This is a genomic window from Pontiella sp., from assembly GCF_041622395.1.
GTDB lineage: Bacteria > Verrucomicrobiota > Kiritimatiellia > Kiritimatiellales > Pontiellaceae > Pontiella.
In genome coordinates this window covers 1-25,107 of sequence record NZ_JBFJYW010000009.1, presented here as the reverse complement: position 1 = coordinate 25,107, position 25,107 = coordinate 1, and the positions used below count along the sequence as shown (strand labels likewise).

Below are 25,107 nucleotides of genomic sequence, written 5' to 3'. Positions count from 1 at the left end.
GCGCCCGGCAACGAATCTGCCCCGCGCCAAGGCGGCGGGCGGCCGCCAATGCCAGCTGGCGCCGGCGGCTTGCCCAAGGAAAAAGCCGTGGAAGGAAAACTGAACCACGTCACGACCGATGTCCTCGTCGTGGGCGGCGGCATGGCTGGGGTTTTCGCGGCCGTCTAGGCGCACGACGAGGGCGCCGTCGTCCTGCTGGTGGACAAGGGCGCCGTGGGCCGTTCGGGGCAAACCCCGTTCGCACGCGGCATCTTCCGGTTCAATGAAAAAGACGGCATGTCGAAGGCGGAATACCTCAAGAAAACCGCCGAAGCCGCCGAATATATGAACAATCCGGTCTACACGGAGCTGGTGCTCGATCAATCCGCCGCCTGTGTCGACGAGCTTGAAGCCTGGGGATTTTTCAAGGAGGCCACCTATGTCAAGGCCCTGAACCATCCGCTCAAGGAGCGCAACATTCCCATCATCGAGCGCGTCATGCTGACCCATCTGCTCGAGGAAGACGGCCGCGTCGTCGGGGCGATGGGGCTGTTTATCGATAAGAACGAGGCCATTGCCATCCATGCCAAGAGCGTCGTCCTCTGCACCGGCGCGAGTGGCTTCAAGCCGACGGGGTGGCAGATCGGATCGCTCACCAGCGACGGCGACGCCATGGCCTACCGCATCGGCGCCGAAATCACCTGCAAGGAGTGGGTGGATGGACACGGCATGACCAACTTTGGCCTCGAAGGAATCCCGAAAACCACCTCGGCCAACACCGAGGAGATCCGCGGCATGCTCGGCGTTGAACAAAACATCGAAGTTGAAAAAAGCGGCCCCTCGTCCGGCGGCATGATGATGGGGCCTCCGCCCGGAGGCGGTCATGGTGGCGGCGGTCATGGTGGCGGCGACCGGCGCGGCCCTCCGCCCGGCGGCGAAAAACTGGCTGGCGGAAAGAGCGGCGGGGGACCCGGTGGTCCTCCCGGCGGTGGCCCGGGCGGCGGCAAAGGCGGTCCGCCGATGGGCGCTTCCAGTGGCGGGGTGTCGGCCGGCATGTCGCAGCACAAGGGCGAAGGGCTTTTCCCGCAGGACGACAAATGTTCCTCGAATATCCCGGGGCTCTATGCGGCGGGCGATGCGCTCGGTTCCATGCAGTCCGGCGGAATCTACACCCAGGTCGGCGGCTCGCTGGCCGGCTCCGCGGCGCAGGGCGCGCTTGCCGGTAAAACGGCGGCCGAATATGCGAAGGGGCGGGAGCTGGTCAAGGCCGGCGACGCCTCCTTGAAGGCGATCAAGTCCGATATCTACGCGCCGTATCTGCGGGAGAGCGGCTTTTCCGCGCAGTGGGTCACCCAGACCCTGCAGGGCATCATGATCCCGAACTTCATCCTCTACGTGAAGAGCGAGCAACGGCTTCTGGCCGCGCTGACCTACGTCGAGTATCTGCGCGATCACCAGGTTCCGCTGCTCAAGGCCGCCGACCTCCACGAACTGAGACAGTGCCACGAAACGGCCAACATGGTGCTCAACGCCGAGATGAAACTGCGCACGTCGCTGATGCGCACGGAAAGCCGCGGCAGCCACTATCGCGAGGACTATCCGGAACGCAACGATCAGGATTGGCTCTGCTGGATCAAGATCCGCCAGGGGGCGCAGGGCAAAATGGAACTGCTCAAGCACCCGATTAAGGTTTAATGGTTTGCAACACCCCACACCCCCCGTTCCAGCCATTGGGGAAACCCAATGGCTGGAATTTTTTTTTGTTTCCCGGCCCGGCTTAACCTCCCCTTAAGGCCAATACCGGTAGTTTCCTCAGCAACGATTGGGAACCGTAAGAAATGGAAGGAGCCGTAAAATGAAAACCCTGATTGCCCCGTTGTATCTGATGGCCGCCGCAACCGCGTTCGGATTTCAAGAGTTGCGCCAGTTCACCTTGGAGGATGGTTCGGCCTTCAATGCCGCCGTGATCGACTGCGATAGCCATGTGGGCAAGGTCGATCTTTTGGCCGAAGGCGGTGCCACCGTCACCGCCGGCATCGCCGTATTCTCCGAAAACGATCGGGATTATCTGAAGCAGTGGGAGATGTGCGACCGCTTCATGTCGCCGACGCAGTTTGTCGTCATCGCCCGCTTCACCGCCGACCGAGTGTTGCATGGGGAAGCGGGGAAGGGCGAGAACGGCGACGCGTTGAACATGGTTTGCGATGCCTGCGCCTATCGATACAACGTCACGATCCATAACCTGAGCGATGTGGATCTGGAGAACGTCACGTTGAACTACCATATTCTCTACAAACAGAAGTGTTCCGCCTCCGAATCGCTTTCCTTCGCGCAGCAATACCCCTCGCCGGCGGCGGCGGAAGGGGAGGTCACGGTTTCGTATGCCGTCGATGGGTCCATTCCGGTGCCGCGGCTGGAAGCCAATGGCTGGAAGATGTATGCGACCGAGCCGGTGGTCCTGACCGATGCCAACGCCGATTTCTCCTCCAGCCTGATTGTGATTACCGCCAGCATGGAAACGCCGGACGGAGACAAGCTGACCCGGCTGATCGAGCTTCCGTGATGGCGCGCGGACGGCGTGTGAACCACTTGGAAAATGGCCGCAGATGCGGCCTTTTGGACGGGCGTCCCGCCCCGGCTTGCGAAAGATTACAGAAAATTAATGGTTTCGGCCAATGCCGTTTCATTTTTCGGGGGTAGGGTTCCTGACATGATTCTAATAAAACAAGGATGGCGAACGATGCGAGATGGGATGAGGAACCCCTTTCGGGGGGGATGGAAAATCGGGGTGGTTGCGGCGTTGGTGTTCACGATGGCGGCCGGCAAAAGCGACGGCCAAGTGGTGATCAGCGAGTTCATGGCGGCCAACGATGAAACGCTGGCCGATGGCGACGGCAACTATTCCGACTGGATCGAGCTGTACAACCTGGGCGACAGTAGCGTCGATTTGACCGGCTGGTATCTTAGCGATGACGCCAATGAGTTGACCCAGTGGCAGTTCCCGTCCAAGAGCATCGGCGCGGGCGAGTTTCTCGTGGTGTTTGCATCGGGGCAGGATACGACGGACTATGTGGACAGTCTCGGCTATCTCCATACCACCTTCAAGCTCAGCGCCGGCGGCGAAGACGTGATCCTGACGCAAGACGACGGCGTTACGGTTGCCTATTCCTTCTTGGATTATCCGGAGCAGGACGATGACGTCTCGTATGGCTTGAACCAGGATTCCGACACGACATGCCTGATCGCGGAAGGGGAGGATGCCACGGCATATGTCGGAACCTCCTCGGCTCCGGGCTCGACGTGGAACTCCTCGACGAGTTTTACTTTTTCCGGTGGGACCAGCGGCACAACCGGCGTGGGCTATGACAAGGAGTCGACCTATTCCAGCGCCGATATCGGGTTGGATCTGGAATCGAAGATGATCGTTACCACCACCTCGACCCGGCCGCCCTTCGTCAGCACCAGCACCTATTACAATTCCGCCTATATCCGGATGGTTTTTTCCGTGGATGACGCCTCAAGCATCGAGCAGTTGGCGCTGCGGATGAAATATGACGACGGGTTTGTCGCCTACATCAACGGCACGCAGGTGGCCTCCGCCAATGCACCGACCTCGCCGACCTACAACTCCTCGGCCACCGCCGCGCACGACGGCACCTCGTATGAGGATTTCACGATCCTGAATGCGGGGGATTTGCTGGTGAGCGGCGACAACGTGCTGGCCATCCAGGGGCTGGCCTATCTGACCACCTCCACCTTGGGACCGCCGGGCAGCAGCTCCTCCTCTTCGACCGATTTCTTTATCATGCCGGTGCTCAACAGTGTGGCCGCAGGACCAATCTACACCAATACGGCGGTATACCTGACGACCCCGACGCCCGGGGGCGACAACGTGCAGGGCATTCTCGGCTATGTCGACGATACCAAGTTCAGCGTCGACCGCGGGTTCTTTACCGCAGCAACCAACGTGCAAATCACCTGCGACACCGAGGGCGCGGAAATCTACTACACCACCGATGCTACCACGCCTTCGGCAGACAACGGCACGCGCTACACCGGCCCGATCACGATCAGCAAAACCACCGTGCTGCGTGCGGTCGCCACCAAGAGCGGATGGCAGGCGAGCGATGTCGACACCCAGTCCTACTTCTTCCTCTCCGACATCATCGCGCAGGGAACTGGCGTCAGCTCGCTCGATCCGGACTTCCCGGCCAGCTCGGTCAACGGCCAGTCGTTCGACTACGGCATGGATACCGATATTACCCAAAGCGCGACGTATTCCGGCCAGATCGAAGGCGCGCTCACGGCGATCCCATCCATCTCGATCGTCACCGATCCCGACAACCTGTTCGATTCCTCGATCGGCATCTATGTGAACGCGTCGGAAGAAAACGATGAAGAGAACGGCGCCGACTGGGAGCGCGAAACCTCGATCGAACTGATCAATCCCGACGGTGCGGACGGGTTCCAGATCAACGGCGGCATCCGCATCCGCGGCGCGTCGAGCTCCTCTTCCAGCAATCCCAAGCACTCCTTCCGCTTTTTCTTCCGCTCCGAGTATGGTACGTCGCGCCTGAATTATCCGCTCTTCGGCGAGGACGGGGCCGACAGCTTCAAACGCATGGATCTGCGCACCGGCCAGAACTTCTCGTGGGCGTTCATGACGCCGCAGTACGCCACCTGGCTCTACGACATCTTCACCCGCGACACGCACCGCGACATGGGCAAGCCCTACACGCGCGGCGAATACTACCACCTCTACATCAACGGCATGTACTGGGGGCTCTACCAGACCGAAGAGCGCTGCAATGCCGACTTTGCAGAATCTTATTATGGCGACGACGACGATGACTTCGATGCCGTGAAATCCGACGCCGATACCGGCGACATGTATGCCGTCGACGGCACCCGCGATGCCTACGACTCCCTGTGGTCGGCCGCCAGTTCGGGCTTCAGCTCCGACTCCGCCTATTTCGCGGTCCAGGGCAAGAATGCCGATGGAACGGACAACGGCTCCTACACCAAACTGCTGGATGTCGACAACGTCATCGACTACATGCTGATGATCTATTTCACTGGCAACCGCGACTCGCCGATCGGCCCGCCCAACAGTGCCAGCATGCCGCGCAACCTCAATGCGATTTATAACCGTGCAACCCCGGACGGCTTCAAGTTCGTGGCGCACGACAACGAACACTCGCTCGAAGTGTCGATGGGCGTCAGCCACAACCGCTTCAGCCAAACGCTCGGCACGGCTTTCAACTACGCGGATTATTTCACGCCGTGGTGGTTGAACCTGAAGCTCATGAACAACGAGGAATATGCCCTGACGTTCGCCGACCACGTGCACGAACATTTCTTCAACGGCGGCGCACTCACCGCAACGGCCACGGCCAATCGCGTGGAAGTCCGCAAGGGCGAAATCTATGCGGCGGTGGTGGCCGAGTCCGCCCGCTGGGGCGACAGTGCCTCCACTTCGCCCCGCACCCGCGACGACGACTGGCTGACCTGGGCCGACTGGCTGACCGATACCTACATGGCGCAACGCACCGATATCGTGTTCGCCCAGATCGTCGCCAAGGGATGGTATCCTTCAATCGACGCGCCGGAATTCAGCCGGCACGGCGGCAGCATCGATTCCGGCTTCTCGCTTTCCATCTCCGGCAGCGGAACCATCTACTATACCACCGACGGCTCCGACCCACGCGCCGTCGGCGGCGCGGTTGCCGGAACCACCTACGGCTCCGCGATCACGTTGACCCGCTCGGCACTGGTCAAGGCCCGCTGCCTGAGCAGCTCCGGGGAATGGAGCGCCCTGACCAAAGCGACCTTCGTGCTGAACGAGGAATCGCCGCTGCGCGTCACCGAAATCATGTACCACCCGGACGATACCGGGGCCGAATTCATCGAGCTGCTCAACACCGGTTCGGAAACCGTTGGCCTGGCCGGCACCGAATTCACCGAAGGGATCCGGTTCGACTTCACCGACGGCGATACCGCGACGTTGGCCCCCGGTGAATACGCCATTCTCGTCGGCGACTACGATGCCTTCACCAATCGCTATTCCAACTGGGCCTCCATCAACATTGCCGGCAAATACCACGGCAAGTTCTTCATCCCGAACGGATCGCTCGACAACGGCGGCGAAGAGATCGTCCTGAAAGACGGCCTCGGAAAAACCATCCTCGATTTCGAGTATGAAGATTGGTACGCGGCCACCGATGGCGAAGGCTTTTCGCTGACCCTGATCGACCCGACTGCGGCCACCAACACGTGGAGCGACAGCTCGTCGTGGCGCGCCAGCAAATACTCCGGCGGCACGCCGGGCGAAGGTCCGGAGGCGTTCCTGAATACCGGCGATCTGCTGATCAACGAGGCGCTGACCCATCAGGACGACGACACGCCCGGCGACTGGATCGAGCTTTTCAACGCTTCCACCAATACACTCGATATCAACGGGTGGTATTTGAGCGATGACGAGGATGAACGGGGAAAAGTCGAGCTGAGCGGCTTATCCACGATTGCCCCCGGCGGCTATCTGGTGCTGACCGAAGCCTCCCATTTCGGATATTCCAGCGCCCGGACCAACGGGTTTGCGCTGAGTGAATTGGGCGAGAGCATCTACCTCTCCTCCGGCGAGGACGGCGCGCTGACGGGATACCGGGTCGAGGAGTCCTTCGGCGCCGCCGAGCGCGACGTCACGTTTGGCCGCCACGTAAAGAGCGACGGCGAGGTGGACTTCACCGCGCAGAGCGCCCAGACCTCCGGCGCAACCAATGCCTATCCGCTGATCGGCGACGTGGTCGTCTCCGAAATCATGTATCATCCGGCCGACAGCAACGCGTTCGAGTTCATCGAACTCTTCAACCGGACCTCGTCCGCTGTCGCGCTCTATGACGCAACCTATCCCACCAACACCTGGAAGCTCGACGGGGCGGTGGAATACACCTTCCCGGAAGGAACCGTGCTCGCGGCCGGGCAGTGCCTGATCGTTTCCGAAACCGATGCGGCGACCTTCCGCGCCTATTATTCGGTCGATGAAAGCGTGACCGTGTTGGGACCCTACGACGGCAAGCTCAACAACGATGGCGAGGAGCTCGAGCTGACCCGGCCCGGCGACCCGGAAGCGCTGACCGGCGAGATCCCCTACATCCTTGTCGAGCGAATCGAATTCAACGATGCGGCCCCGTGGCCGACCGCAGCCGACGGGCTGGGGGCGTCCCTCGAGCGGATCGATGCCGCGCTCTATCCGAACGATGCGGCCAATTGGACCGCAAACGCATCCCCCTCGCCGGGAAGCACTGCGCTTGATGCCGGCGCGGTCGATGCCGACGGCGACGACATGCCCGACAGCTGGGAAACCGCCTATTTCGGCTCCACCGCTGCGGAAAACGGCGGGGCGGACGACGACTGGGACGAGGATGGCGCCTCGAACTATGCCGAATATGTCGCGGGCACCGACCCGACCGACGCGGAGTCCGTCTTTGAAATCAAATCCTTGGCGGTGGGCGATGCGTGCGTGTTCACCTGGTCGAGCGCGACGGGCAAGACCTACTCGCTCTGGTTCAGCACCAATCTGGTTTCGGGCGGGTTCGCCCCCTGCGAAACGTCCATCCCGTCGACGCCTCCGCTGAATACCTTCACCGCCGGAGTCGACGATGTGGAGTGCATCTATTACCGGGTCTATATTTCAGGCGAATGAGTGGCGGCTATGGTCGGGATTAAGAAGGAAAAAACGGAGCGGGCGGATTTTTCGACGGAGCTGGACCGCTTCGAAGCGAAATACATCATTCCGCGCCGGCTGGTGGCGCCGATCAAGGACTTCATCCGCCCGTACTGCGTGATGGACAAGCATTGCGCGGCGGCGGGAGGGCAGTACTACATCAATACCCTCCAGCTCGACAACGCGGCCTTGTCGTTGCACTACGCCAAGGAGTGGGAGGCCGCGCATCGCTTCAAGCTACGGGTGCGCACCTATGGCAAACCCCCGGGCCAGGCCCCGGTCTTCATGGAAATCAAACGGAAATATTTCGAGCGGGTCATCAAGTCGCGCGCCTGCATTCCCTTCGCCGAGTGGAAGCCCGGCGTTTTGGAAAAGCACGTCGACGAGCTCAACCTCAAGTCCGTCAAGGAGCGCGAGGCGTTTCGCGAGTTCGTGCGGCTGACCAACGAGATCGATGCCAAGCCGCTCGTCTATATCCGCTACTGCCGCGAAGCGTTCACCGGCATCTTCGACCACTATGCCCGCATCACCTTCGACTCGCAGCTGTGCTACCAGCCCGTGTTCGACATGTACAACTGGGGCGGCAACGGCCGCTTCATCTCGATGGACAGCGGGCTGGTCCGCAACCGCCGCGAATCGTCGCTCGTGCTGGAAGTCAAATGCACCGAGCAGGTGCCGACCTGGATGGTGGAGCTGGTGCAGATGTTCGATCTGGTGCGCTGCGGAAACTGCAAATATTCAACCGCCATCTGGATGGAAAACATGTTGACCGGAAAGGGCGAGGCCCCCTTCAGCGACGAATTTATTTTGACCTAGGAAAAGGAACGTTATGGATGGATTTACCGATTTATTAGCCGCCGCGGGCAGCTCGCAAAGCTTGAGCCTGCAACATGTGATCTCCGCCATGCTGCTGAGCTTCGTGCTCTGCTCCGTGATTGCGAAGCTCTATCAACTGACGTTCCAGTCGCTCTCCTATTCGCGCTCGTTCGTGCACACGCTGATCCTCGGCGGCATGATCACCTGCATGGTGATGATGTCGATGGGCGACAGCATTGCGCGTGGGGTGGGGGTGCTCGGCGCCCTCTCGCTGATCCGCTTCCGCACCGTGGTGCGCGATCCGCGCGATATGATGTTCCTGTTCGCGGCGCTCGGCCTGGGCATTGCCTGCGGGGCGGGCATGTTCGCCGTTGCCATAACCGGATGCGTGTTGCTCGGTTCGGTGATCATCCTGCTGCACTGGGCCCCGTTCGCCACCCGCCGCCGCTACGAGGCCATGCTCCGCTTCCTGGTCGAGGCCGACAACGATGCGGCCCGCACCGATGTGGACGCCGTGCTGGCCGAGTGCTGTTCGGCCTACATGCTGCTCGCCATGCGCGAGGCCGTGCAGGGCGATCTGCTGGAGTATTCCTACCAGGTGCGGCTGATCGATCCCTCCTACCAAGTGGACCTCGTCAAGAAGCTCGAAGCGCTCGATGCCATTGCCGAAGTCAACCTCGTTATGCAACGCACCACCGTGGAGCTGTAAGCCGATGACCAAGCACGAATTCAAACGTCCCGCCCTGCGCCACCGCCGCCGCCATGTGTTCCGCCAGCTGTTCAGCGGCTGGCCGTGGATCGTCTGGATCGCCGCGGCGGTCTCCGTGGTGGTGCTGCTGCCGGGCGGCTGCAACCGCATCCGCTTCCACGGCGTGGCCGAACGCACCTACGAATATGTCTCGCCGATCGAAGACGGCCGCTTGAAATCCCTGCAGGTCGCCATGGGCGATACCGTCCATGCCGGGCAGCTCATCGGTGAAATCGACAATGCCTCGCTGGCCACCGAAATGCTCATGGACCAGGCCTCGCTGATGAAGACGCGCGACAAGGTGCACGCGCTCCGCTACGACGTGGAAAACCTCAAGCTGGAAGAGGCCAAGACCGCCGCCGAACTCCAGGCCCTGGAAAGCCGTTGGAAACGAACGCAGGAGCTGCGTGAAAAGAACCTGCTGCTGGAGCAAAACATGGAGGACCTCCGCCCGCAGATCCAGGCCACCAAGGATGTGCTGGCCCATTATCCCAACATCATCGCGGAACTCGGCAAGCGGCTGGAGGCGGCGCAGCGCGATATCGAATCCTTCGGTTCCGAGGAGCTCCAGCAGTTGCAGGCCGCCCAGCGCCGCCTGGTGGCAACCACGGCCGGGGTCGTGGCCGAAGTGCTGCACCAACCCGGCGACGTGGTGGAGACGGGCGACCCGATCTTGCGCATCAGCAACGTTTCCACCTCGCGCGTCATCGCCTTCGTGCCGGAGGAAAAACGCGGCGACATTGCCGAGGGCGAACGGTGCCGCGTGATCGCTTCCACCAACCGCGAAATCTGCATGGGAACGGTTAAGTCCGTGACCGCCGATATCCGCAAGCTCCCGGTCTTTACGGGCTTCGGCGACCAGATCCTGCGGGGCCGCCGCATCGTCATCGAGCTCGATCCGGGCGAGGAACTCGTGCCCGGCGAACGGGTGGTCGTTGTGCCCGACGTTTCCATTATCGACCAGTGGATGGGGAAAAAGTGATGTGCTGGAAAACCGTGTTGCCGTATGTGTCCGGTCTCTTGCTGGCGCTGCCCGCCGTTGCGGACGACCTCGACAAATGGAGCTTGAAGGAGCCCGTCCGCGAGCGTTCCGAGCGGGCCTTGCTGCCGGAATCGACCGCGGTCGAACAAGCCGCCGCCCAGGCGAAGAGCCGTTCGGAGTATGGGCTCGAATTACGCCCGCAGGTGACCGATAGCGATGTCGGCGTCGCGCTGCGCATCTACCTGCCGGATCGCTGGAGCAAGAACCTGCTGCGCGAGCAACTCGCGCTCGTTGCCGAGTCGGAGCAGCTGCGCGTCGCCGCCCTGGAATGGAAGGACCTCCTGGCGGTCTACCGCGATTTCTGCTCCTACCGCATGCATCGCAGACAGCTGGCCCTCTACGCCGAAGAGCTCGATTTCCTCGAACCCTATCTGGGCAAGGCCGACCTCGGCGTGCAGCGGCACCAGCTTTCCGTGGTCGATCGCGCCAAGTTCTACAGCCTTTATCTCGACCTGCTGAACGATCGCGACAAGGTGGAAATGGCGAACATCGACGTCCAGCGCCGGTTGCAGCTCGCCCTCGGTCCCGCGGCCGACCTCGAAGCCTTTTCGCAGACCGCGGCCCTGGCTTTGCCGACCCGGCTCGAGCTCGGGGAATTGGTCAAGCATGCCCTGCAAAACCGCGCCGACTACCAACGGTTGGATGTCGAGGCGCAGGCGCTCGGCGCCGCCGAGGCGGTGGCGCGCTCGGAGGACGGCTTCCGCTTCAAATACATCCAGCCCGAATACAGCATGGACTATACGGGGGGCGACAAGAGCAACTGGGGCATCTCGGCATCGTTCGTCCTGCCTTGGGGCAGCCGGAATCCGGACATCGCCTTGTATCGCGAGCGGCGGAACCTCGCGGTTTCCGCCATGGCGCAGCAACGCCGTATCATGGAAGAGCGCTTGCAGGTGTTCCTCAACGAGGCGGACGCCTTGAACGAACAGATGGACCGACGCGGTCGCATGGTCGATCCCTTGCTGCGGCAACTCGATGCCGATCTCGGGCAAATGGAAGAGTTGCCGCTCGAGCAACTACGCGACCTCATGTCCATCCGCGAGCGGGTGCTCGATTCCGCCCTGCAAGCGGTCAAGGCCGAAGGCGAGCGCGAGCGCATCGCCGTCGACCTCGCCGAAGAAATCGGTTCGCTCGGCGAATAGCCGCGGTTCGGCGCCGCCATTCCGCACTCAGAAATTCCCCCTTCGGGCTTGGTTCGGCTTCGGGGGGTGGGGTATGTTCCGCGTTTTAAATGGCGGGGTATATCGACCATGAGTGCGGATAAAAAAGTTTATATTTACGACACGACGCTTCGCGACGGCGCGCAGGCGGAAGGCGTTACCTTCTCGGCCGTTGCCAAGATCCATGTGGCCAAGATGCTCGACTCGTTCGGGGTGGACTACATCGAAGGAGGCTACGCGGCTTCGAACCCGAAGGACATGGAGTTCTTCCGGGCCATCAAAAAGGAAAACCTCAAGCATGCCAAGGTCGCCGCCTTCGGCAGCACCCGCCATGCGGGGGTGAAGGTCGAGGAAGACAAGGGCTCGCTGGCGTTGCTCGAGGCCGATACCGAGGTCTGCACCATCTTCGGCAAAACCTGGCTGTTGCATGTACTCGAGGTCCTGAAGACGACGCCCGAGGAAAACCTGGCGATGATCGAGGACACCTGCCGCTTCCTGAAGCAAAACGGCAAGGAAGTGATCTACGACGCCGAACACTTTTTCGATGGCTACAAGGATGATCCCGGATATGCCCTCCGGACCTTGGCCGCCGCCGCCAAGGGCGGGGCCGATGTGCTGGTGCTCTGCGATACCAACGGCGGGTGCCTCCCGCACGAGGTTTTCGAGATCACCACCACCATCCGCGAAACGTTCGATGTGAAGGTCGGCGTGCATACGCACAACGATTCCGAGACGGGCGTCGCCAACGCGATGGAAGCCGTCCGGGCCGGCGCCATGCAGGTGCAGGGCACCATCAATGGTTTCGGCGAGCGCTGCGGAAACTGCAATCTGGTTTCGGTCGTGGCGAACATCATCACGAAAACCGATAAAACCTGTCTGGCCGATCCCGCGCAGCTGAAAAACCTCAAGCAGCTTTCGCAATTCGTCAACGAGCAGGCGAACCTGCGCGACAACAAACGCGCCGCATTCGTCGGCGAAAGCGCCTTTGCCCACAAGGCGGGCATGCACGTCGACGGTGTCCGCAAGGTGTCGCATAGCTTCGAGCATGTGCCGCCGGAATCCGTCGGCAACGACCGCCGCATCCTGATCTCCGAGCTTTCCGGCGCCAGCAACGTGATGGAAAAACTGATCGAGATGGGGCTCGACAACATCGACCGCAAATCGCCCGAAGTGCGCGAAATTCTCCAGACCATGGAAAAAATGGAAAAGGGCGGCTATGTCTACGAAGCGGCCGATGCCTCCTTCAAGATGCTCATCAAGAAGGTGCTCAAGGAGCATAAGAGCTTTTTCGAGCTCGAAGGCTTCCGGGTCATCGTCGAGAAAAGAAGCAAAAACGCGCCCTGCGTGACCGAGGCCACGATCAAGCTCAATGTCAACGGCGAGCGGGCCTTTACGGTCGGCGAAGGCGACGGCCCGGTCGATGCGCTCAACATGGCGCTGCGCAATGCGCTTCACGAATTCTATCCGAGCATCGACGGCGTTTATTTGGCCGACTACCGCGTGAGCATCCTCGACCCCGAGGAGGCCACCGCGGCCAAGACCCGCGTACTGATCGAATCGTCCGACGGCGAAACCACCTGGGGAACCGTCGGGGTTTCCGAGAACATTATCGAAGCCTCGTGGGAAGCCCTTGTCGACGGTGTTGAATACAAACTCTTCCTCGACGAAGAAAAGTAGCCTGTTTCATCTTCTGTTGTATTAAATCCGGACGCACGATCGTGCATCTGGATTTAATACGGGACCGATGAGGAATGGATGGGCGTCCGTTCCCTTTTCTGCCGGGGCCTTTGCTGCCGTTTCGGGCAACGCATTCCGGTGTGGAAAAAAAGCTGTCCCAATTCATGTTAAATCCAAGTTGACGATCGTGCCGCTGGATTTAACATGGAGCCATGTGGAAAGCATTTCACCATCCTGATCTTTCGCTCCCGGTTGTGCGTCGGCGAATTGGGCGGGAGGTGGTGGAGTTGCTGGAGTTTATGGGCGATATGGCAGTGCATCATGTCCACGCCTTTTTGTGCAACGATTCCTATCCAAACCGCACGGCCTACTATCAGGCGGTAGGGCGCTTGGCAAAGCAGGGATTGGTCGTTAAGGAGCAAGGACTCGATACCCCGAAACTCACGCTCTCCGAAGAGGGGGCGGAATCGCTGGAGGCCTATTTTCGCCCGGATGTTTGGTGGAGCCGCAAGTGGAACGGGATCTGGTATATCTTGGTCTACGATATCCCGGAGGCCGATCGTGCGTACCGTAACATCTTTCGCCAGTTTCTCAAAAGGCAGCGCTTGGGCTGTTTCCAGAAAAGCGTTTGGATTACGCCGCGCGATATTCGTCCGGAATATGCGGATTTGCAGGAAGCCGCCGCGGTCGATGTGTTCGCCTGCCTCTTCGAAGCCCGCACGGTGCTGGGGATGCCTGCGGAAAAGGTCGTTTGGGAGTCGTGGGATTTCGATGCGTTGTACGATCTTCAGAAACGATTTTGCGAAGTCTATGGCGAAAACCTCGCGCTTCTGCGCGGTGCGGTGGTGCCCGACCTCGATTCGCTGATGCGTCTTGCAGTGGAGGAGATCGATGCCTATAGAAGCGCGTTCGTCAACGATCCTTTGCTGCCAAGCCCCTTGCTTCCGCGCGACTACAAGGGGAAGGAAGCCTTTACAATTCATCGGCAGCTCATGGCCGAGTTGCGGTTGAAGCTGTCGATGTTAAATTCAGAGTGACGATCGTGCAACTGGATTTAATATGGAGGGGCGGGTGAACAAGCGGGAGCGGTTGGAGGAGCTGCAGCGGGAATTGCGGATGCTGGATACTCGGCGCGGCGTGTTGACGGCGAAAATCGATCGGCTGCGGGATGCCGTGGAAAAGGCAGCTGACATTGGCCGATCCCGGTTTTCGCCGGAGGAAAAAGTCCGTCTTTTCCGCAGTCTGTTCTCGGGGCGGGATGATGTTTTTCCCAAGCGGTTCGAGAGTCGGAAGAGCGGGCGGAGCGGCTACCAGCCCGTCTGCCGCAACGAATGGCGGGCGGGGATTTGCCTTAAGCCGAAGGTGAAATGCGTAAAATGCGATTATCGCGAATTCGTCCCGGTTTCGGACGAGGTGGTTCGATGGCACCTTTTAGGGGAAGATCCGCAGGGAAAGCCGTTTGTGATGGGTGTTTATCCCTTGCTTGAGGATGAGACCTGCTCATTTCTTGCGGTCGATTTCGACAAGGCCGATTGGCAGAACGACGCTTTGGCATTTTTAGGCACGTGCGACGGTTTGGACGTCCATGCGTATCTGGAGCGGTCGCGTTCGGGCAACGGCGGGCACGTCTGGTTGTTCTTTGCGGAACCAATTCCGGCGCGGATCGCCCGCAAGCTTGGTTCGTTCTTGCTGACGAAGGCGATGACCGAGCGCCCGGAGCTGGGCTTTGATTCGTATGATCGCTTGTTCCCGAATCAGGATCGCCTGCCGTCGGGAGGGATCGGGAACCTGATCGCATTGCCATTGCAGAAGGCCGCGCGGGAGAAGGGAAACAGCGCTTTTGTCGACCGGGCATTCCGTCCCTATGCCGACCAGTGGGATTTCCTTTCGAATGTCCGGAAAATGCCGAGGGGCAGGGTGGATGAGTTGGTGGAGGAAGCGGAGCGAGACGACCTTGTTCTGGGGGTCCGTTCCGCGCCGGAGGAGGATGAGCAGGTTCCGTGGTTGTTGCCGCCGTCACGCCAAGGCAAAACGGTGATCACCGGAGAGCATCCGGCAACGGTGGAGATTGTGCTCGGCAATCTGGTCTACGTTCCCAGAGCCGGGCTGTCGCCATCCTTGCGCAACGCAATCCTGCGCCTGGCCGCATTCCGCAATCCGGAATTCTATAAGGCCCAGGCGATGCGCATGCCTGTTTTCAATAATCCCCGCGTGATCGCCTGCGCCGAGGAGTTCCCGGAATACATCGGCTTGCCGCGCGGCTGCCGGGAGGAATTGGTCGGGTTACTTGAGACGCTCGGTGTCGAGGTGCGCGTTTCCGACCAACGGACAATGGGGCGCTCCGTGAAGGTTTCGTTTCATGGCGAGCTCCGTCCGGAGCAACTACTGGCGGGCAAAGCGTTGTTGAAGCACGATATCGGCGTACTCTCCGCCCCGACCGCGTTCGGCAAGACCGTGCTGGCCGCATGGTTGATCGCAAAGCGAAAAACCAATGTTCTTGTTTTGGTTCATCGCCGGCAACTCATGGAGCAATGGGTGGAGCGTCTCTCTACTTTCCTTGGGATAGAAGCGAAAGAGATCGGGCGGGTCGGCGGTGGCAAGAGGAAGGTCTCGGGAGTGGTCGATGTGGCCGTGCTCCAGAGCCTCAACAAAAAAGGGGTGGTTGACGATCTGGTCGCCGAATATGGCCACGTCATTGTGGATGAATGCCATCATGTTTCTGCCAAGAGCTTTGAGGATGTGTTGCGCGCCTGTACCGCAAAATACATCGCCGGGCTCTCCGCCACCGTGTTGCGGCGCGATGGCCACCACCCGATCATCTTTATGCAGTGCGGCCCGGTGCGCTATCGGGCACACGAAAAGAAACATGCGCGGCAACGACCGTTCGACCACAAGATCATCATCCATCCATGCTGCGACGTGCAGTTTTCTGAAGCGGCCGGACGCTCCGTCACGGAGATTTATCGACTGCTTGCCGAATCCGCACCGCGCAACGGGCGGATCGCCGCCGACGTCGCCGAGGCCTATCAAGCCGGACGAAGCCCGCTCGTACTCACGGAGCGCGTTTCGCATCTCGAATCGCTCCGCGAGCTGCTGGAATCCCGCATCGGGCGGCTGGTCGTCTTCAAAGGCGGACTCGGGAAAAAGAAACTTGCCGAAACCATGGAGCGGCTCGAGGCGTGGAAAGACCAGCCACACGCCGTGCTCGCGACCGGGCGCTACCTCGGCGAAGGCTTCGATGATCCCCGGCTCGATACCCTGTTTCTCGCCTCGCCCGTCTCCTGGAGCGGCGTGCTCTCCCAATATGCCGGACGGCTCCACCGTCTGCACGACGCCAAACGCGAAGTTCGCATCCACGACTACGTCGATCAAGGCAACCCCATGCTCGCGCGCATGTTCGATCGCCGGATGAAAGGCTATGATGCTCTCGGCTACACCCTCCCGTCCACGAACTCGGCTGGGCTGTGTTAAATTCAGCTGCGCGATCGTGCAGCTGGATTTAATATAAGGGAGGTGGTGACGCGGTTGGTTTTGTGTTTGGCAGGTTGTGCCGGGCGGTTTTTTTTGTAAAAGTCCAACTATGCTTGAGCGGGGACAGGAGTGGGTTGTGCAGGTTGGGGAGAGGGAACTCTTTATCGGCGACCATGTGGCTGTTCCCGTCGAACGGATCGTGGTCGACCATCCCGACGATTCCGCCGCCCGGGTCGAGTCGTTCGATTCCTCCCGCTTCCCGTGGATCACGCTGTGGGTGCATCGGTTTGCGGAGGGGGTGCTGGATTGCGAAGTGGTGGATTTTAAGCCGAGGGATCTTCGGCGGAGCCGAAGGGATGTGGATGTTTCCGCGATCCGGGAATTATCGATCTTTTATGATTGTCCCAAGGTGCTGGAGTTGGCGCGGGTGAAGATCAGGCGCGCTATTCCGGAACCTCCACCGAAGCCCCGGCCCGTCTCGCGCCCGGAACCCCCGCGCGAGTTTTGGGAGGAGGTCGGGTTTTCCGCTCCGCTCAATCGGTTCCGTTTTGGCGAGGGCTACGCCGAGATCGATTGGAACGGTACGTTGCGGGCTTCCTGCGAGTCGGTCGGTTTTTGCGTTCGGATCAAGAACAGCCTCTTTACTCCGAAGCTCAACTGCATCCAGTCCTATCTTGCCAACGCGATCAACGGTCTGATTGACGTCACGGCAACGGTTCATATCCGCGACGGGGCGGCGTCGGTCGAGAAGGCATCGGCACCGAAGCTCGACGCGATTTCAAGCGAGCTGATCGGAAAAGTACGCTATCGCTTTGTTAAGGGCGAACTGCGGAAGTGGGGCGGAGGGAAGGGACGTATTGTTACGGCCTCGCGGTTTTTCGGAAAGACGGCGGCGGGATTCGGCGAATCGGACGCGAAGTTCGTGGCCGATATTGTCCGGGCGAAGGATTTCCGGCATTCGGCGCACATCGAATACCTTGCGGGACTGCACGACGCGACCCAGGTGCGCCTGCGATTGGTTCGGGAACCGTTTTCGTTCCTCTTTTTCATTCCAGGAGAGTCGGGCTCCTATTTTGTTTGGGAAACGTTCGATGGCACCGACGCGACCTACATTTGGCGGTTCAAAACGCTTGCCTACTATCGGGATGGGCACCGAGATGAGTTGGGGCGGGCGGTTAGGCAGGTCGAACGCGACCTCGATTATATCCACGCGGCCGGGCGGAATGAATATATGGAAGAGCGCAAAGAAAACTTCATTCGCATTTTCCACGACTACCGGGAAATGGACGGGCTTGAGCGGTGGAAGCGGGAGATCGACCGTTTGCTCGCCGATGGAACCGAATCCGCGTGTTAAATCCAGCTGCGCGATCGTGCGGATGGATTTAACATGACGGGGGAGAATCGTGTTTGCAATAGGATTGCGTCGATGGGGAGGGTTTCGTAAGTTCTCCGCCTTGATTTTTGAACAAATAGGACAAATTTATGGCAAAATTAGCGCAGAAGTATGATCCGAAAGAGGTCGAGGAAAAGTGGTACCGGCAATGGATGGAAGACCAGCGCTTCCATGGCGATAGCGCGGATGGGGGCGACCCGTTCTGCATCGTGATTCCCCCGCCGAACGTGACGGGCATCCTCCACATGGGGCACGCACTCAACAACAATATCCAGGATGTGCTCACCCGCGTCGCCCGCATGCAGGGCAAGAACACCGTTTGGGTGCCGGGCACCGACCACGCGGGCATCGCCACGCAGAACGTGGTTGAACGCGCGCTGAAGAAAGAGGGCAAAACCCGCGACGACCTCGGGCGCGAAGCGTTCCTCGAACGCGTTTGGGAGTGGAAGCAAGAATATGGTTCCACCATCTCCAACCAGCTTAAAAAGCTGGGTGCTTCGTGCGACTGGGACCGCGAGCGTTTCACGATGGACGAAGGGCTGAGCAAGGCCGTGCGCGAAATCTTCTGCCGCCTCTACGACAAGGATATGATCTATCGTGGCCACCGCATCATCAACTGGTGCCCGCGCTGCCAAACGGCCCTTTCCGACGAGGAGAGCGAGCACGTCGAGGTCGAAGGGGCGCTCTATCATTTGAAATATGCGGTGAAGGGCGTGAAGCGCAAGCTCGTCGTTGCCACCACCCGCCCGGAAACGATGCTGGGCGACACCGCCGTTGCGGTCAACCCGCGCGACGAGCGCTACCGGGATCTGGTCGGCAAAACCGTCATCTTGCCGATCGTCAACCGCGAGATTCCGATCATTGCCGACGACTATGTCGATCCGGAATTCGGCACGGGGGTCGTCAAGATCACCCCAGCGCACGATCCGAACGATTTCGAGATGGGCCTGCGCCATGATCTGGCGCAGATCAACGTCATGACCGATACGGGCATCATGAACGAAGAGGCCGGGCCGTACGAAGGCATGGACCGCTTCGAGTGCCGCACGCAGTTGATGGAGGACCTCAAGGCGGGCGGTCTGGTTGAACAGGTCGAAAAGCACATGCATGCGGTTGGCCATTGCTACCGATGCGACACGGTGGTTGAGCCGCGCCTTTCGCCGCAGTGGTTCGTGCGGATGAAGTCGTTGGCCCGCCCGGCGATCGAGGCGGTCGGCGACGGGCGCATCAAGTTTGTTCCGGAGCGCTGGAACAAGACCTATATGGGGTGGATGGAAAACATCCGCGACTGGTGCATTTCGCGCCAGATCTGGTGGGGCCACCGCATCCCGATCTTCTACTGCGATGACTGCGGCCATGAATGGGCCGCCCGGACCGAGCCGGAAAAATGTCCGGTTTGCTCGACCGGCAACTTCCGGCAGGATGAGGACGTGCTCGACACGTGGTTCTCTTCGTGGCTCTGGCCGTTCAGCGTTTTCGGTTGGCCCGAGAAGAGCGACGACCTGAATTTCTACTATCCGTCCAAGACGCTGGTGACCGGCAACGAGATCATCTTTTTCTGGGTGGCGCGCATGATCATGTCCGGCATGGAAGTCATGGACAACATCCCGTTCGATACGGTCTACATCCACGGCACCGTGCGCGACGACCAGGGCCGCAAAATGTCGAAGAGCCTCGGCAATTCCATCGATCCGCTCGATATCATCGAAAAGTACAGCTCCGATGCGCTGCGCTTCTCCCTGATGATGATCACGGCGACCGGCCAGGACGTCTACATCAACGACGAAAAGTTCGAGATCGGCCGCAACTTCGGCACGAAGATCTGGAACGCCGCGCGTTTCATGGAGATGCATTCCGAGGAATTCGACGTCAAGGACCTGGCGTTCGATGTTGCCAAGCTGACGCCGGACGACCAGCATTTGCTGGCCAAGCTCAACGAGGCGATTGCTTCGACGAACGACAACCTCCAGCGCTACCGGTTCAACGATGCGACGATGGCCTTGTATGATTTCTTCTGGCACAGCTACTGCGATTGGTACTTGGAATATGCCAAGCCGGTCCTTTTCAAGGGTACGCCCGAAGAGAAAAAACATACGCTGCAAGTGATGCACTTCACCTTCTCGACCGCGTTGCGCCTGCTGCATCCGTTCATGCCGTTCCAGACCGAGGAGCTGTGGCATGGCATGGGCTACAACGACGACGCCGAGAGCATCATGGTTGCGCCGTGGCCTGAAAAGCCCGTGGCCGAAGGCATCGATTCCGCCATCGTGAAATATGTGGACGGCAAGCATGACCTGATCCGCGTCGGCCGCATCTTGCGGGCGGAATACAACCTGAACAACAAGCAGACCGCAACGTTTTGCGTCCGCGCCGCGAACCAGGAAGTCGCCGCGCAGATCGAGGAAGACAAGGTTTCGATCATGGCCGCGCTGAAGGCCGAGCAGATCCATGTCGATGTCGACTATGTGCCCGAAGGCGCCATGCCGAGCGGCATCAGCTCGCTGGGCGCGATCTATATGTCCATCGAGGGGCTGGTCGACGTCGATGCGGAAATCGAAAAGCTGACGAAGGAACTCTCGGAAGTGAACGGCTTCCTGACCGGCGTCACGAAAAAGCTCGAGAATCCGAACTTCGTCGACAAAGCGCCGAAAGACGTCGTCGATGTCCAGCGGAAGCGCAAGGAAGAGCTGATTGAAAAGAGCGAGAAGCTCCAGAAGATGATCGAGACGCTTCAGGGCTAGTTTTGGGTCTGGGGTGGTCCAGGGGGGAACCGGAGACAAAAGAATGAATGAAACTACCGAAGAAGTAAGACCCGGGCGCATTCCGGAATGGATGCGCCGCCCGATCCAAACCGACCGCGAATATGCGGAGACGCACGAGGTCCTGAAAAAGAACGGCCTAAATACCGTCTGCGAGGACGCCAAGTGTCCGAACCGCCACGAGTGCTGGAACCACGGCACGGCAACGATCATGATTCTCGGCAACATTTGCACGCGCGACTGCCGGTTCTGCTCGATTGCCACGGGCAAACCGGTCGGGCTGGATACGGAAGAGCCGGAGCGCGTCGCCGAAGCGGTCGAGACCTTGAAGCTCCGGCATGTGGTGATCACCTCCGTCACGCGCGACGATTTGCCCGATGGCGGGGCGGAAATCTTTGCGCGGACCATTACGGCCATCAAGGACCGCGTGCCGGCCGTGACCGTCGAAGTGCTGACCCCCGATTTCCTCGGGCGCAAGGAGCCGCTCTACAAGGTGCTCGATGCCGGGCCGATCGTGTTCAACCACAACGTCGAGACCGTCAAGCGGCTCCAGCGGTCGATCCGCTCGGGCGCAACCTACGAGCGCTCGCTCAAGACGTTGCAGCATGCGGCGGAGTATGGCGACGGCTCGATCAAGGTCAAAACCGGGATCATGCTCGGTCTCGGCGAGACGAACGAGGAGGTCATGGAATGTCTTCAGGATATTTATGACCACGGCGTGCGCCTGCTGACGATCGGGCAATACATGGCGCCGACGCGCGACCACGCGCATACCAAACGCTTTGTGACGCCGAAAGAGTTCGTCGACTTCGAGGACGCCGCCTATGCCATCGGGTTCGAGGCGGTCGCCTCCGGCCCGCTGGTTCGGTCCTCCTATCGGGCCGATAAGATGGTAACCGTCTGATCGAGGATGGATTCGATGCCCAATGACCCCGGCGCAGGGAAGGTGGAAACATTCTGCGTGCTGATTTGTGCATTCAACGAATCCGAGCGAATCGCCGAGGTGGTGCGCGCCTGTCGGTTGCAGGCGCCCGCCGAGGTGGTCGTGATCGACGATGGCTCGATCGACGGGACGGCCGATCTGGCCGCGCAGGCCGGGGCGCATGTGTTGCGCAACCACGAAAACCTCGGCAAGGGCGCTTCGCTAAAGCGCGGTTTCAACTATGTCCGGGAGCAGGGCTTCGATGCGGTGATCGTGGTCGATGGCGATGGGCAGCACGATCCCTCGGAGATTCCCCGCTTTCTGGACGCCTACGAGCGCACGCGCATTCCCGTGCTGATCGGGAACCGGATGGCGGACGTGGGCGGCATGCCCTGTATCCGGCGCTGGACGAACCGTTCGATGGCGTGGATCCTCAATCGGCTGGTGAAGATCTATGTTGCCGACCCGCCGTGCGGCTATCGGTTCTACCGGACCGATGTGCTGCCCTTTGTCATGAGCGACCTGCCGCGGTTTGCGTTCGAGTTCGAGGTCCTGATCCGCGCGGCCATGCGGCATATCCGCATCGATTCGGTCCGGGTCTCGACCCTCTACAACTGCGGACACCGCAGCCATGTGGCCCCGCTCAGGGATGCCTGGCTGTTGTTCGGCGTGGTTCGGCAACACATGCTGGCGATGCGCAACGACCGGAAGACGGCGGACGATTAGTCGGCCTTCATTCTCCCGGCCAAGGTCTCGACGAGGGCAATGACGACGATGCCGGCAACCATGATGGCCATGGCCATTCCGGTTTCGGCGTTGAATTCGGGCAGGGCATAGTCGTATCCCACCACCTTGGCCTTCTCGCCGAAGGTCTCGATGATTTCGCTCTTCCACGGCCAGAGGATGCTCAGCGAGCCGAAGATGAATCCGGTGAGCAGGGCAATGGTTTGGTCGTGGAATTTCTTGAAGATCCAGGAGAGCAGGCGGGAAAAGGCGACCAGTCCCGCCGCCGCGCCGATGCCGACGGGGACCAGAACCTTGAAATCGAAATGGTTGATCGCATCGATCATGACCAGCTGGTAGTTGCCCATCAGCAGCAGGACATAGGAGCCGGAGAGGCCGGGCAAAATCATGCTGCACATGGCCACCGCTCCGCAAACAAGCAGGTAGGGGATGGATGAATTCTGCTCGGCGGGTTCCAGGAAGGCGAGCGAGGCGGCCACGGCGGTGCCCAGCAGAAAGAGGGCAACGACCGATATGCTGCGCTTGCCGATCTTGAGGCCAACGAAGTATACCGAGGCGAGAATCAACCCGAAGAAAAAGGACCAAACGTAGAGCGCGTGGCTTTCGAACAGGTATTCGAGCAGCTTGGCGACGCTCAGGATGCTGGCCACGACGCCGATGCCGATGGCGGAGAGGAACTTGACGTCGATGTGCTCGAACAGCGCCTTGAACTGGAAGGTGCAACCCAGCTTTACCGCCTTGGCATCGAAGGATTTGATCGTATCGATCAGCTTTTCGAAGATGCCCGTGAGCAACGCCATGGTGCCGCCGGAGACGCCGGGAATCACGTTGGCCGCGCCCATCAGCGCCCCCTTGAGGATGTTGGAAATGTAGTCGATCATGAAAAGCCGCCCCTGTGCTTGTTAAAGTCGGTGGAAAGTAGTAGGGATTAAACTTCGTTAAGTCAATTTCATCGAAGAAAGGAATCGAGCATGACAGATCAGGAAATTTTGGATGCGGTCAATGTGATCATGGCCGAGGAAGTCGCGCCGGCGCTGGCCTCGCACGGCGGCGGAGCCGTCGTGACGAAAGTCGAAAACGGCGTGGTGTTTGTGGAGTTGGAAGGCGGATGCCGGGGATGTCCCGGAGCCCGCATGACCATGAAGAACGGAATCGAAACCTTGTTGAAGGAACGGGTTCCGGCCGTCAAGGAAGTGATCGACGATACAGACCACATGTAGCGCGACGCGATTAATAGACTGGTACGGCGCATCGGCAACACATCTTGGCGATGCGTTTTTTTTGTGCGGTGTAAATGCTTGAAAACCATTGAACCGCTATCGGCGATTTGCAAGTATCCATTCACGTGGAGCTGGATGTTCGCCATGTTGCCGGGGGCCGGGGGTTCTTTTTGGAGATTGTTGATGAAAATTCTGATTGCCGAGGACAATGCGTTCTCCCGCACGTTGCTGAAGAAAACCCTCACGAAAGCCGGCTATGACGTGATTGCCGCCGAAAACGGCGACGTCGCCTGGGAAGTCCTCCGGCAGGACGATCCGCCCAAGCTGGCATTGATCGACTGGATGATGCCCGGGCTTAGCGGGATCGAGATCTGCCGCAATATCCGCCAGATCGACAAGGCGATTCCGATCTATGTGATTTTGTTGACGGCCAAGTCCGACAAGGAGGATGTGCTCGAAGGCTTTGCCGCCGGGGCCGACGATTTTATCACGAAGCCCTTCGACAGCGGCGAGTTGCTCGCCCGCATCCAGGTGGGGCGCCGCCTCGTCGAGCAACAGGCGCTGATGCACTGTCTGATCGACTCGATTCCCGACCCGATCTACATGAAGGATTCCCGGGGACTCTACGTCGGCTGCAATTCGGCCTATGCCCGATTCGTCGGCACCGATGTCGACCGCATCTGTTCGCGCACGTCGGCCGAAATCCTCCCCCCCGAACGGGCCCAGCGGTCGCACATGGAGGATCTGCGCGTGCTGGCCAACGGCGAAACCATCGAGACGGAAGGCTGGGTCGCCAGTGCCGAAGGGCCGGATGTCTACCTGAGTACCGTCAAGATTCCCTATCTCGAATCCTCCGCCGGCTCCACCGGGATGATCGGCATCAGCCGCGATTTGACCAAGCGCATCGAGATGGAGCAGGAGATGCGGCGCCTCGCGGTCGCCGTGGAGCAATCGACCGAGTCGATCATGATTACGGCGGTGGATGGAACGATTCTCTATGTGAACGCCGCGTTTGAAAAGAATACCGGATATGCCGCCGCCGAGGTTCTTGGCCAGCACCCCGGGGTGCTCAAAAGCGGGAAGCACGAAAAGGCCTTCTTTGAAAACTTGTGGGAAACCATTTCCTCCGGGAACACCTGGGCCGGGGAGGTCACCAACAAGAAGAAGGACGGCAGTCTCTATGTCGAGGAGGCGGTTATCTATCCGATCCGCTCCGACGGGGGCAAGCTGGTCAACTATGTCTCGATCAGCCGCGATATTACCCAGGAGCGCGAGATCGAGAAGCACCTGCGCCAACAGCAGAAGATGAATGCCATCGGCGGGTTGGCGGGCGGGGTTTCGCACGACTTCAACAACATTCTCACGGCCATTCTGGGCTATGTCGCGCTCTGCATGAATTCCGTCGAGGAAGACAGCAAGGTCTACGGATATCTCAAGGAGATCGTCAAGGCCG

At 60.1% G+C, this 25,107-nt stretch carries 18 protein-coding genes; 16 read left to right on the top strand and 2 right to left on the bottom strand.

What is annotated here, in order from left to right:
- Positions 1-231, bottom strand: a 231-nt coding sequence (locus ABYO54_RS01175; RefSeq protein WP_372806090.1) for a hypothetical protein, incomplete at its 3' end; no start/stop codon positions are given.
- Between the two features lie 45 nt (positions 232-276).
- Here ABYO54_RS01175 and ABYO54_RS01170 point away from each other — a divergent pair.
- The 14 genes from ABYO54_RS01170 to ABYO54_RS01105 all read left to right on the top strand — a co-directional run bounded on the left by ABYO54_RS01170 (position 277) and on the right by ABYO54_RS01105 (position 22,416).
- Positions 277-1,674 (top strand): FAD-binding protein, encoded by a 1,398-nt coding sequence (locus tag ABYO54_RS01170; protein WP_372806088.1) that lies wholly within the window; start codon positions 277-279, stop codon positions 1,672-1,674.
- A 160-nt stretch (positions 1,675-1,834) separates the two neighbouring features.
- Positions 1,835-2,542, top strand: coding sequence for a hypothetical protein (locus ABYO54_RS01165; protein WP_372806086.1), 708 nt, complete (start codon positions 1,835-1,837; stop codon positions 2,540-2,542).
- Between the two features lie 225 nt (positions 2,543-2,767).
- Positions 2,768-7,681, top strand: a complete 4,914-nt coding sequence (locus ABYO54_RS01160; protein ID WP_372806084.1) for a lamin tail domain-containing protein — start codon at positions 2,768-2,770, stop codon at positions 7,679-7,681.
- Positions 7,682-7,690: 9 nt separating this feature from the next.
- Positions 7,691-8,518: a VTC domain-containing protein gene (locus ABYO54_RS01155; protein WP_372806082.1), complete on the top strand. Its 828-nt coding sequence runs from the start codon at positions 7,691-7,693 to the stop codon at positions 8,516-8,518.
- A 13-nt stretch (positions 8,519-8,531) separates the two neighbouring features.
- Entirely contained in the window at positions 8,532-9,227 is a 696-nt protein-coding gene (locus ABYO54_RS01150) for a DUF4956 domain-containing protein (RefSeq protein ID WP_372806080.1), read from the top strand.
- 4 nt (positions 9,228-9,231) lie between these two features.
- Positions 9,232-10,248 carry an HlyD family secretion protein gene (locus ABYO54_RS01145; protein ID WP_372806078.1) on the top strand — a complete coding sequence of 339 codons (1,017 nt, stop codon included), beginning with the start codon at positions 9,232-9,234 and terminating at the stop codon, positions 10,246-10,248.
- Positions 10,245-11,450: a hypothetical protein gene (locus ABYO54_RS01140; protein WP_372806076.1), complete on the top strand. Its 1,206-nt coding sequence runs from the start codon at positions 10,245-10,247 to the stop codon at positions 11,448-11,450. The genes ABYO54_RS01145 and ABYO54_RS01140 overlap by 4 nt, the downstream gene beginning before the upstream one ends.
- A 108-nt stretch (positions 11,451-11,558) precedes the next feature.
- Positions 11,559-13,145, top strand: a complete 1,587-nt coding sequence (gene cimA, locus ABYO54_RS01135) for a citramalate synthase (protein ID WP_372806075.1) — start codon at positions 11,559-11,561, stop codon at positions 13,143-13,145.
- A gap of 308 nt (positions 13,146-13,453) precedes the next feature.
- The gene (locus ABYO54_RS01130) at positions 13,454-14,182 is read left to right on the top strand and encodes a PaaX family transcriptional regulator C-terminal domain-containing protein (RefSeq protein ID WP_372806073.1); all 729 of its coding nucleotides are present in this window, start codon (positions 13,454-13,456) and stop codon (positions 14,180-14,182) included.
- 34 nt (positions 14,183-14,216) lie between these two features.
- Positions 14,217-16,616, top strand: coding sequence for a TOTE conflict system archaeo-eukaryotic primase domain-containing protein (locus tag ABYO54_RS01125; protein ID WP_372806071.1), 2,400 nt, complete (start codon positions 14,217-14,219; stop codon positions 16,614-16,616).
- 136 nt (positions 16,617-16,752) lie between these two features.
- A complete protein-coding gene (locus ABYO54_RS01120) occupies positions 16,753-17,970 on the top strand; it encodes a hypothetical protein (protein ID WP_372806069.1) in 1,218 nt (405 codons plus the stop codon).
- A gap of 128 nt (positions 17,971-18,098) precedes the next feature.
- On the top strand, positions 18,099-20,750 hold the full coding sequence (locus ABYO54_RS01115; RefSeq protein WP_372806067.1) for a valine--tRNA ligase: 2,652 nt from the start codon (positions 18,099-18,101) through the stop codon (positions 20,748-20,750).
- Between the two features lie 43 nt (positions 20,751-20,793).
- Complete coding sequence (gene lipA / locus ABYO54_RS01110) at positions 20,794-21,672, top strand: lipoyl synthase (protein WP_372806065.1); 879 nt, start codon at positions 20,794-20,796, stop codon at positions 21,670-21,672.
- Between the two features lie 15 nt (positions 21,673-21,687).
- Positions 21,688-22,416, top strand: a complete 729-nt coding sequence (locus ABYO54_RS01105; protein ID WP_372806063.1) for a glycosyltransferase family 2 protein — start codon at positions 21,688-21,690, stop codon at positions 22,414-22,416.
- Here ABYO54_RS01105 and ABYO54_RS01100 read toward each other — a convergent pair.
- The gene (locus ABYO54_RS01100; RefSeq protein WP_372806061.1) at positions 22,413-23,315 is read right to left on the bottom strand and encodes a DUF368 domain-containing protein; all 903 of its coding nucleotides are present in this window, start codon (positions 23,313-23,315) and stop codon (positions 22,413-22,415) included. The genes ABYO54_RS01105 and ABYO54_RS01100 overlap by 4 nt on opposite strands.
- Before the next feature lie 90 nt (positions 23,316-23,405).
- Between ABYO54_RS01100 and ABYO54_RS01095 the strand changes: the two genes are divergently transcribed.
- Both ABYO54_RS01095 and ABYO54_RS01090 read left to right on the top strand, forming a co-directional pair.
- Positions 23,406-23,654, top strand: a complete 249-nt coding sequence (locus ABYO54_RS01095; protein ID WP_372806060.1) for a NifU family protein — start codon at positions 23,406-23,408, stop codon at positions 23,652-23,654.
- 183 nt (positions 23,655-23,837) lie between these two features.
- Positions 23,838-25,107: PAS domain S-box protein (locus tag ABYO54_RS01090; protein ID WP_372806059.1), on the top strand; the 1,270-nt coding region annotated here is incomplete at its 3' end.

Excerpts from the sequence above, each read along its gene's own strand:
- ABYO54_RS01170 (WP_372806088.1), top strand. The coding sequence starts at position 277 with ATGTCGAAGGCGGAATACCTCAAGAAAACCGCCGAAGCCGCCGAATAT.
- ABYO54_RS01165 (WP_372806086.1), top strand. The coding sequence starts at position 1,835 with ATGAAAACCCTGATTGCCCCGTTGTATCTGATGGCCGCCGCAACCGCG.
- ABYO54_RS01155 (WP_372806082.1), top strand. The coding sequence starts at position 7,691 with ATGGTCGGGATTAAGAAGGAAAAAACGGAGCGGGCGGATTTTTCGACG.
- ABYO54_RS01150 (WP_372806080.1), top strand. The coding sequence starts at position 8,532 with ATGGATGGATTTACCGATTTATTAGCCGCCGCGGGCAGCTCGCAAAGC.
- ABYO54_RS01145 (WP_372806078.1), top strand. The coding sequence starts at position 9,232 with ATGACCAAGCACGAATTCAAACGTCCCGCCCTGCGCCACCGCCGCCGC.
- cimA (WP_372806075.1), top strand. The coding sequence starts at position 11,559 with ATGAGTGCGGATAAAAAAGTTTATATTTACGACACGACGCTTCGCGAC.
- ABYO54_RS01130 (WP_372806073.1), top strand. The coding sequence starts at position 13,454 with ATGGCAGTGCATCATGTCCACGCCTTTTTGTGCAACGATTCCTATCCA.
- ABYO54_RS01115 (WP_372806067.1), top strand. The coding sequence starts at position 18,099 with ATGGCAAAATTAGCGCAGAAGTATGATCCGAAAGAGGTCGAGGAAAAG.
- lipA (WP_372806065.1), top strand. The coding sequence starts at position 20,794 with ATGAATGAAACTACCGAAGAAGTAAGACCCGGGCGCATTCCGGAATGG.
- ABYO54_RS01105 (WP_372806063.1), top strand. The coding sequence starts at position 21,688 with ATGCCCAATGACCCCGGCGCAGGGAAGGTGGAAACATTCTGCGTGCTG.
- ABYO54_RS01100 (WP_372806061.1), bottom strand. The coding sequence starts at position 23,315 with ATGATCGACTACATTTCCAACATCCTCAAGGGGGCGCTGATGGGCGCG.
- ABYO54_RS01095 (WP_372806060.1), top strand. The coding sequence starts at position 23,406 with ATGACAGATCAGGAAATTTTGGATGCGGTCAATGTGATCATGGCCGAG.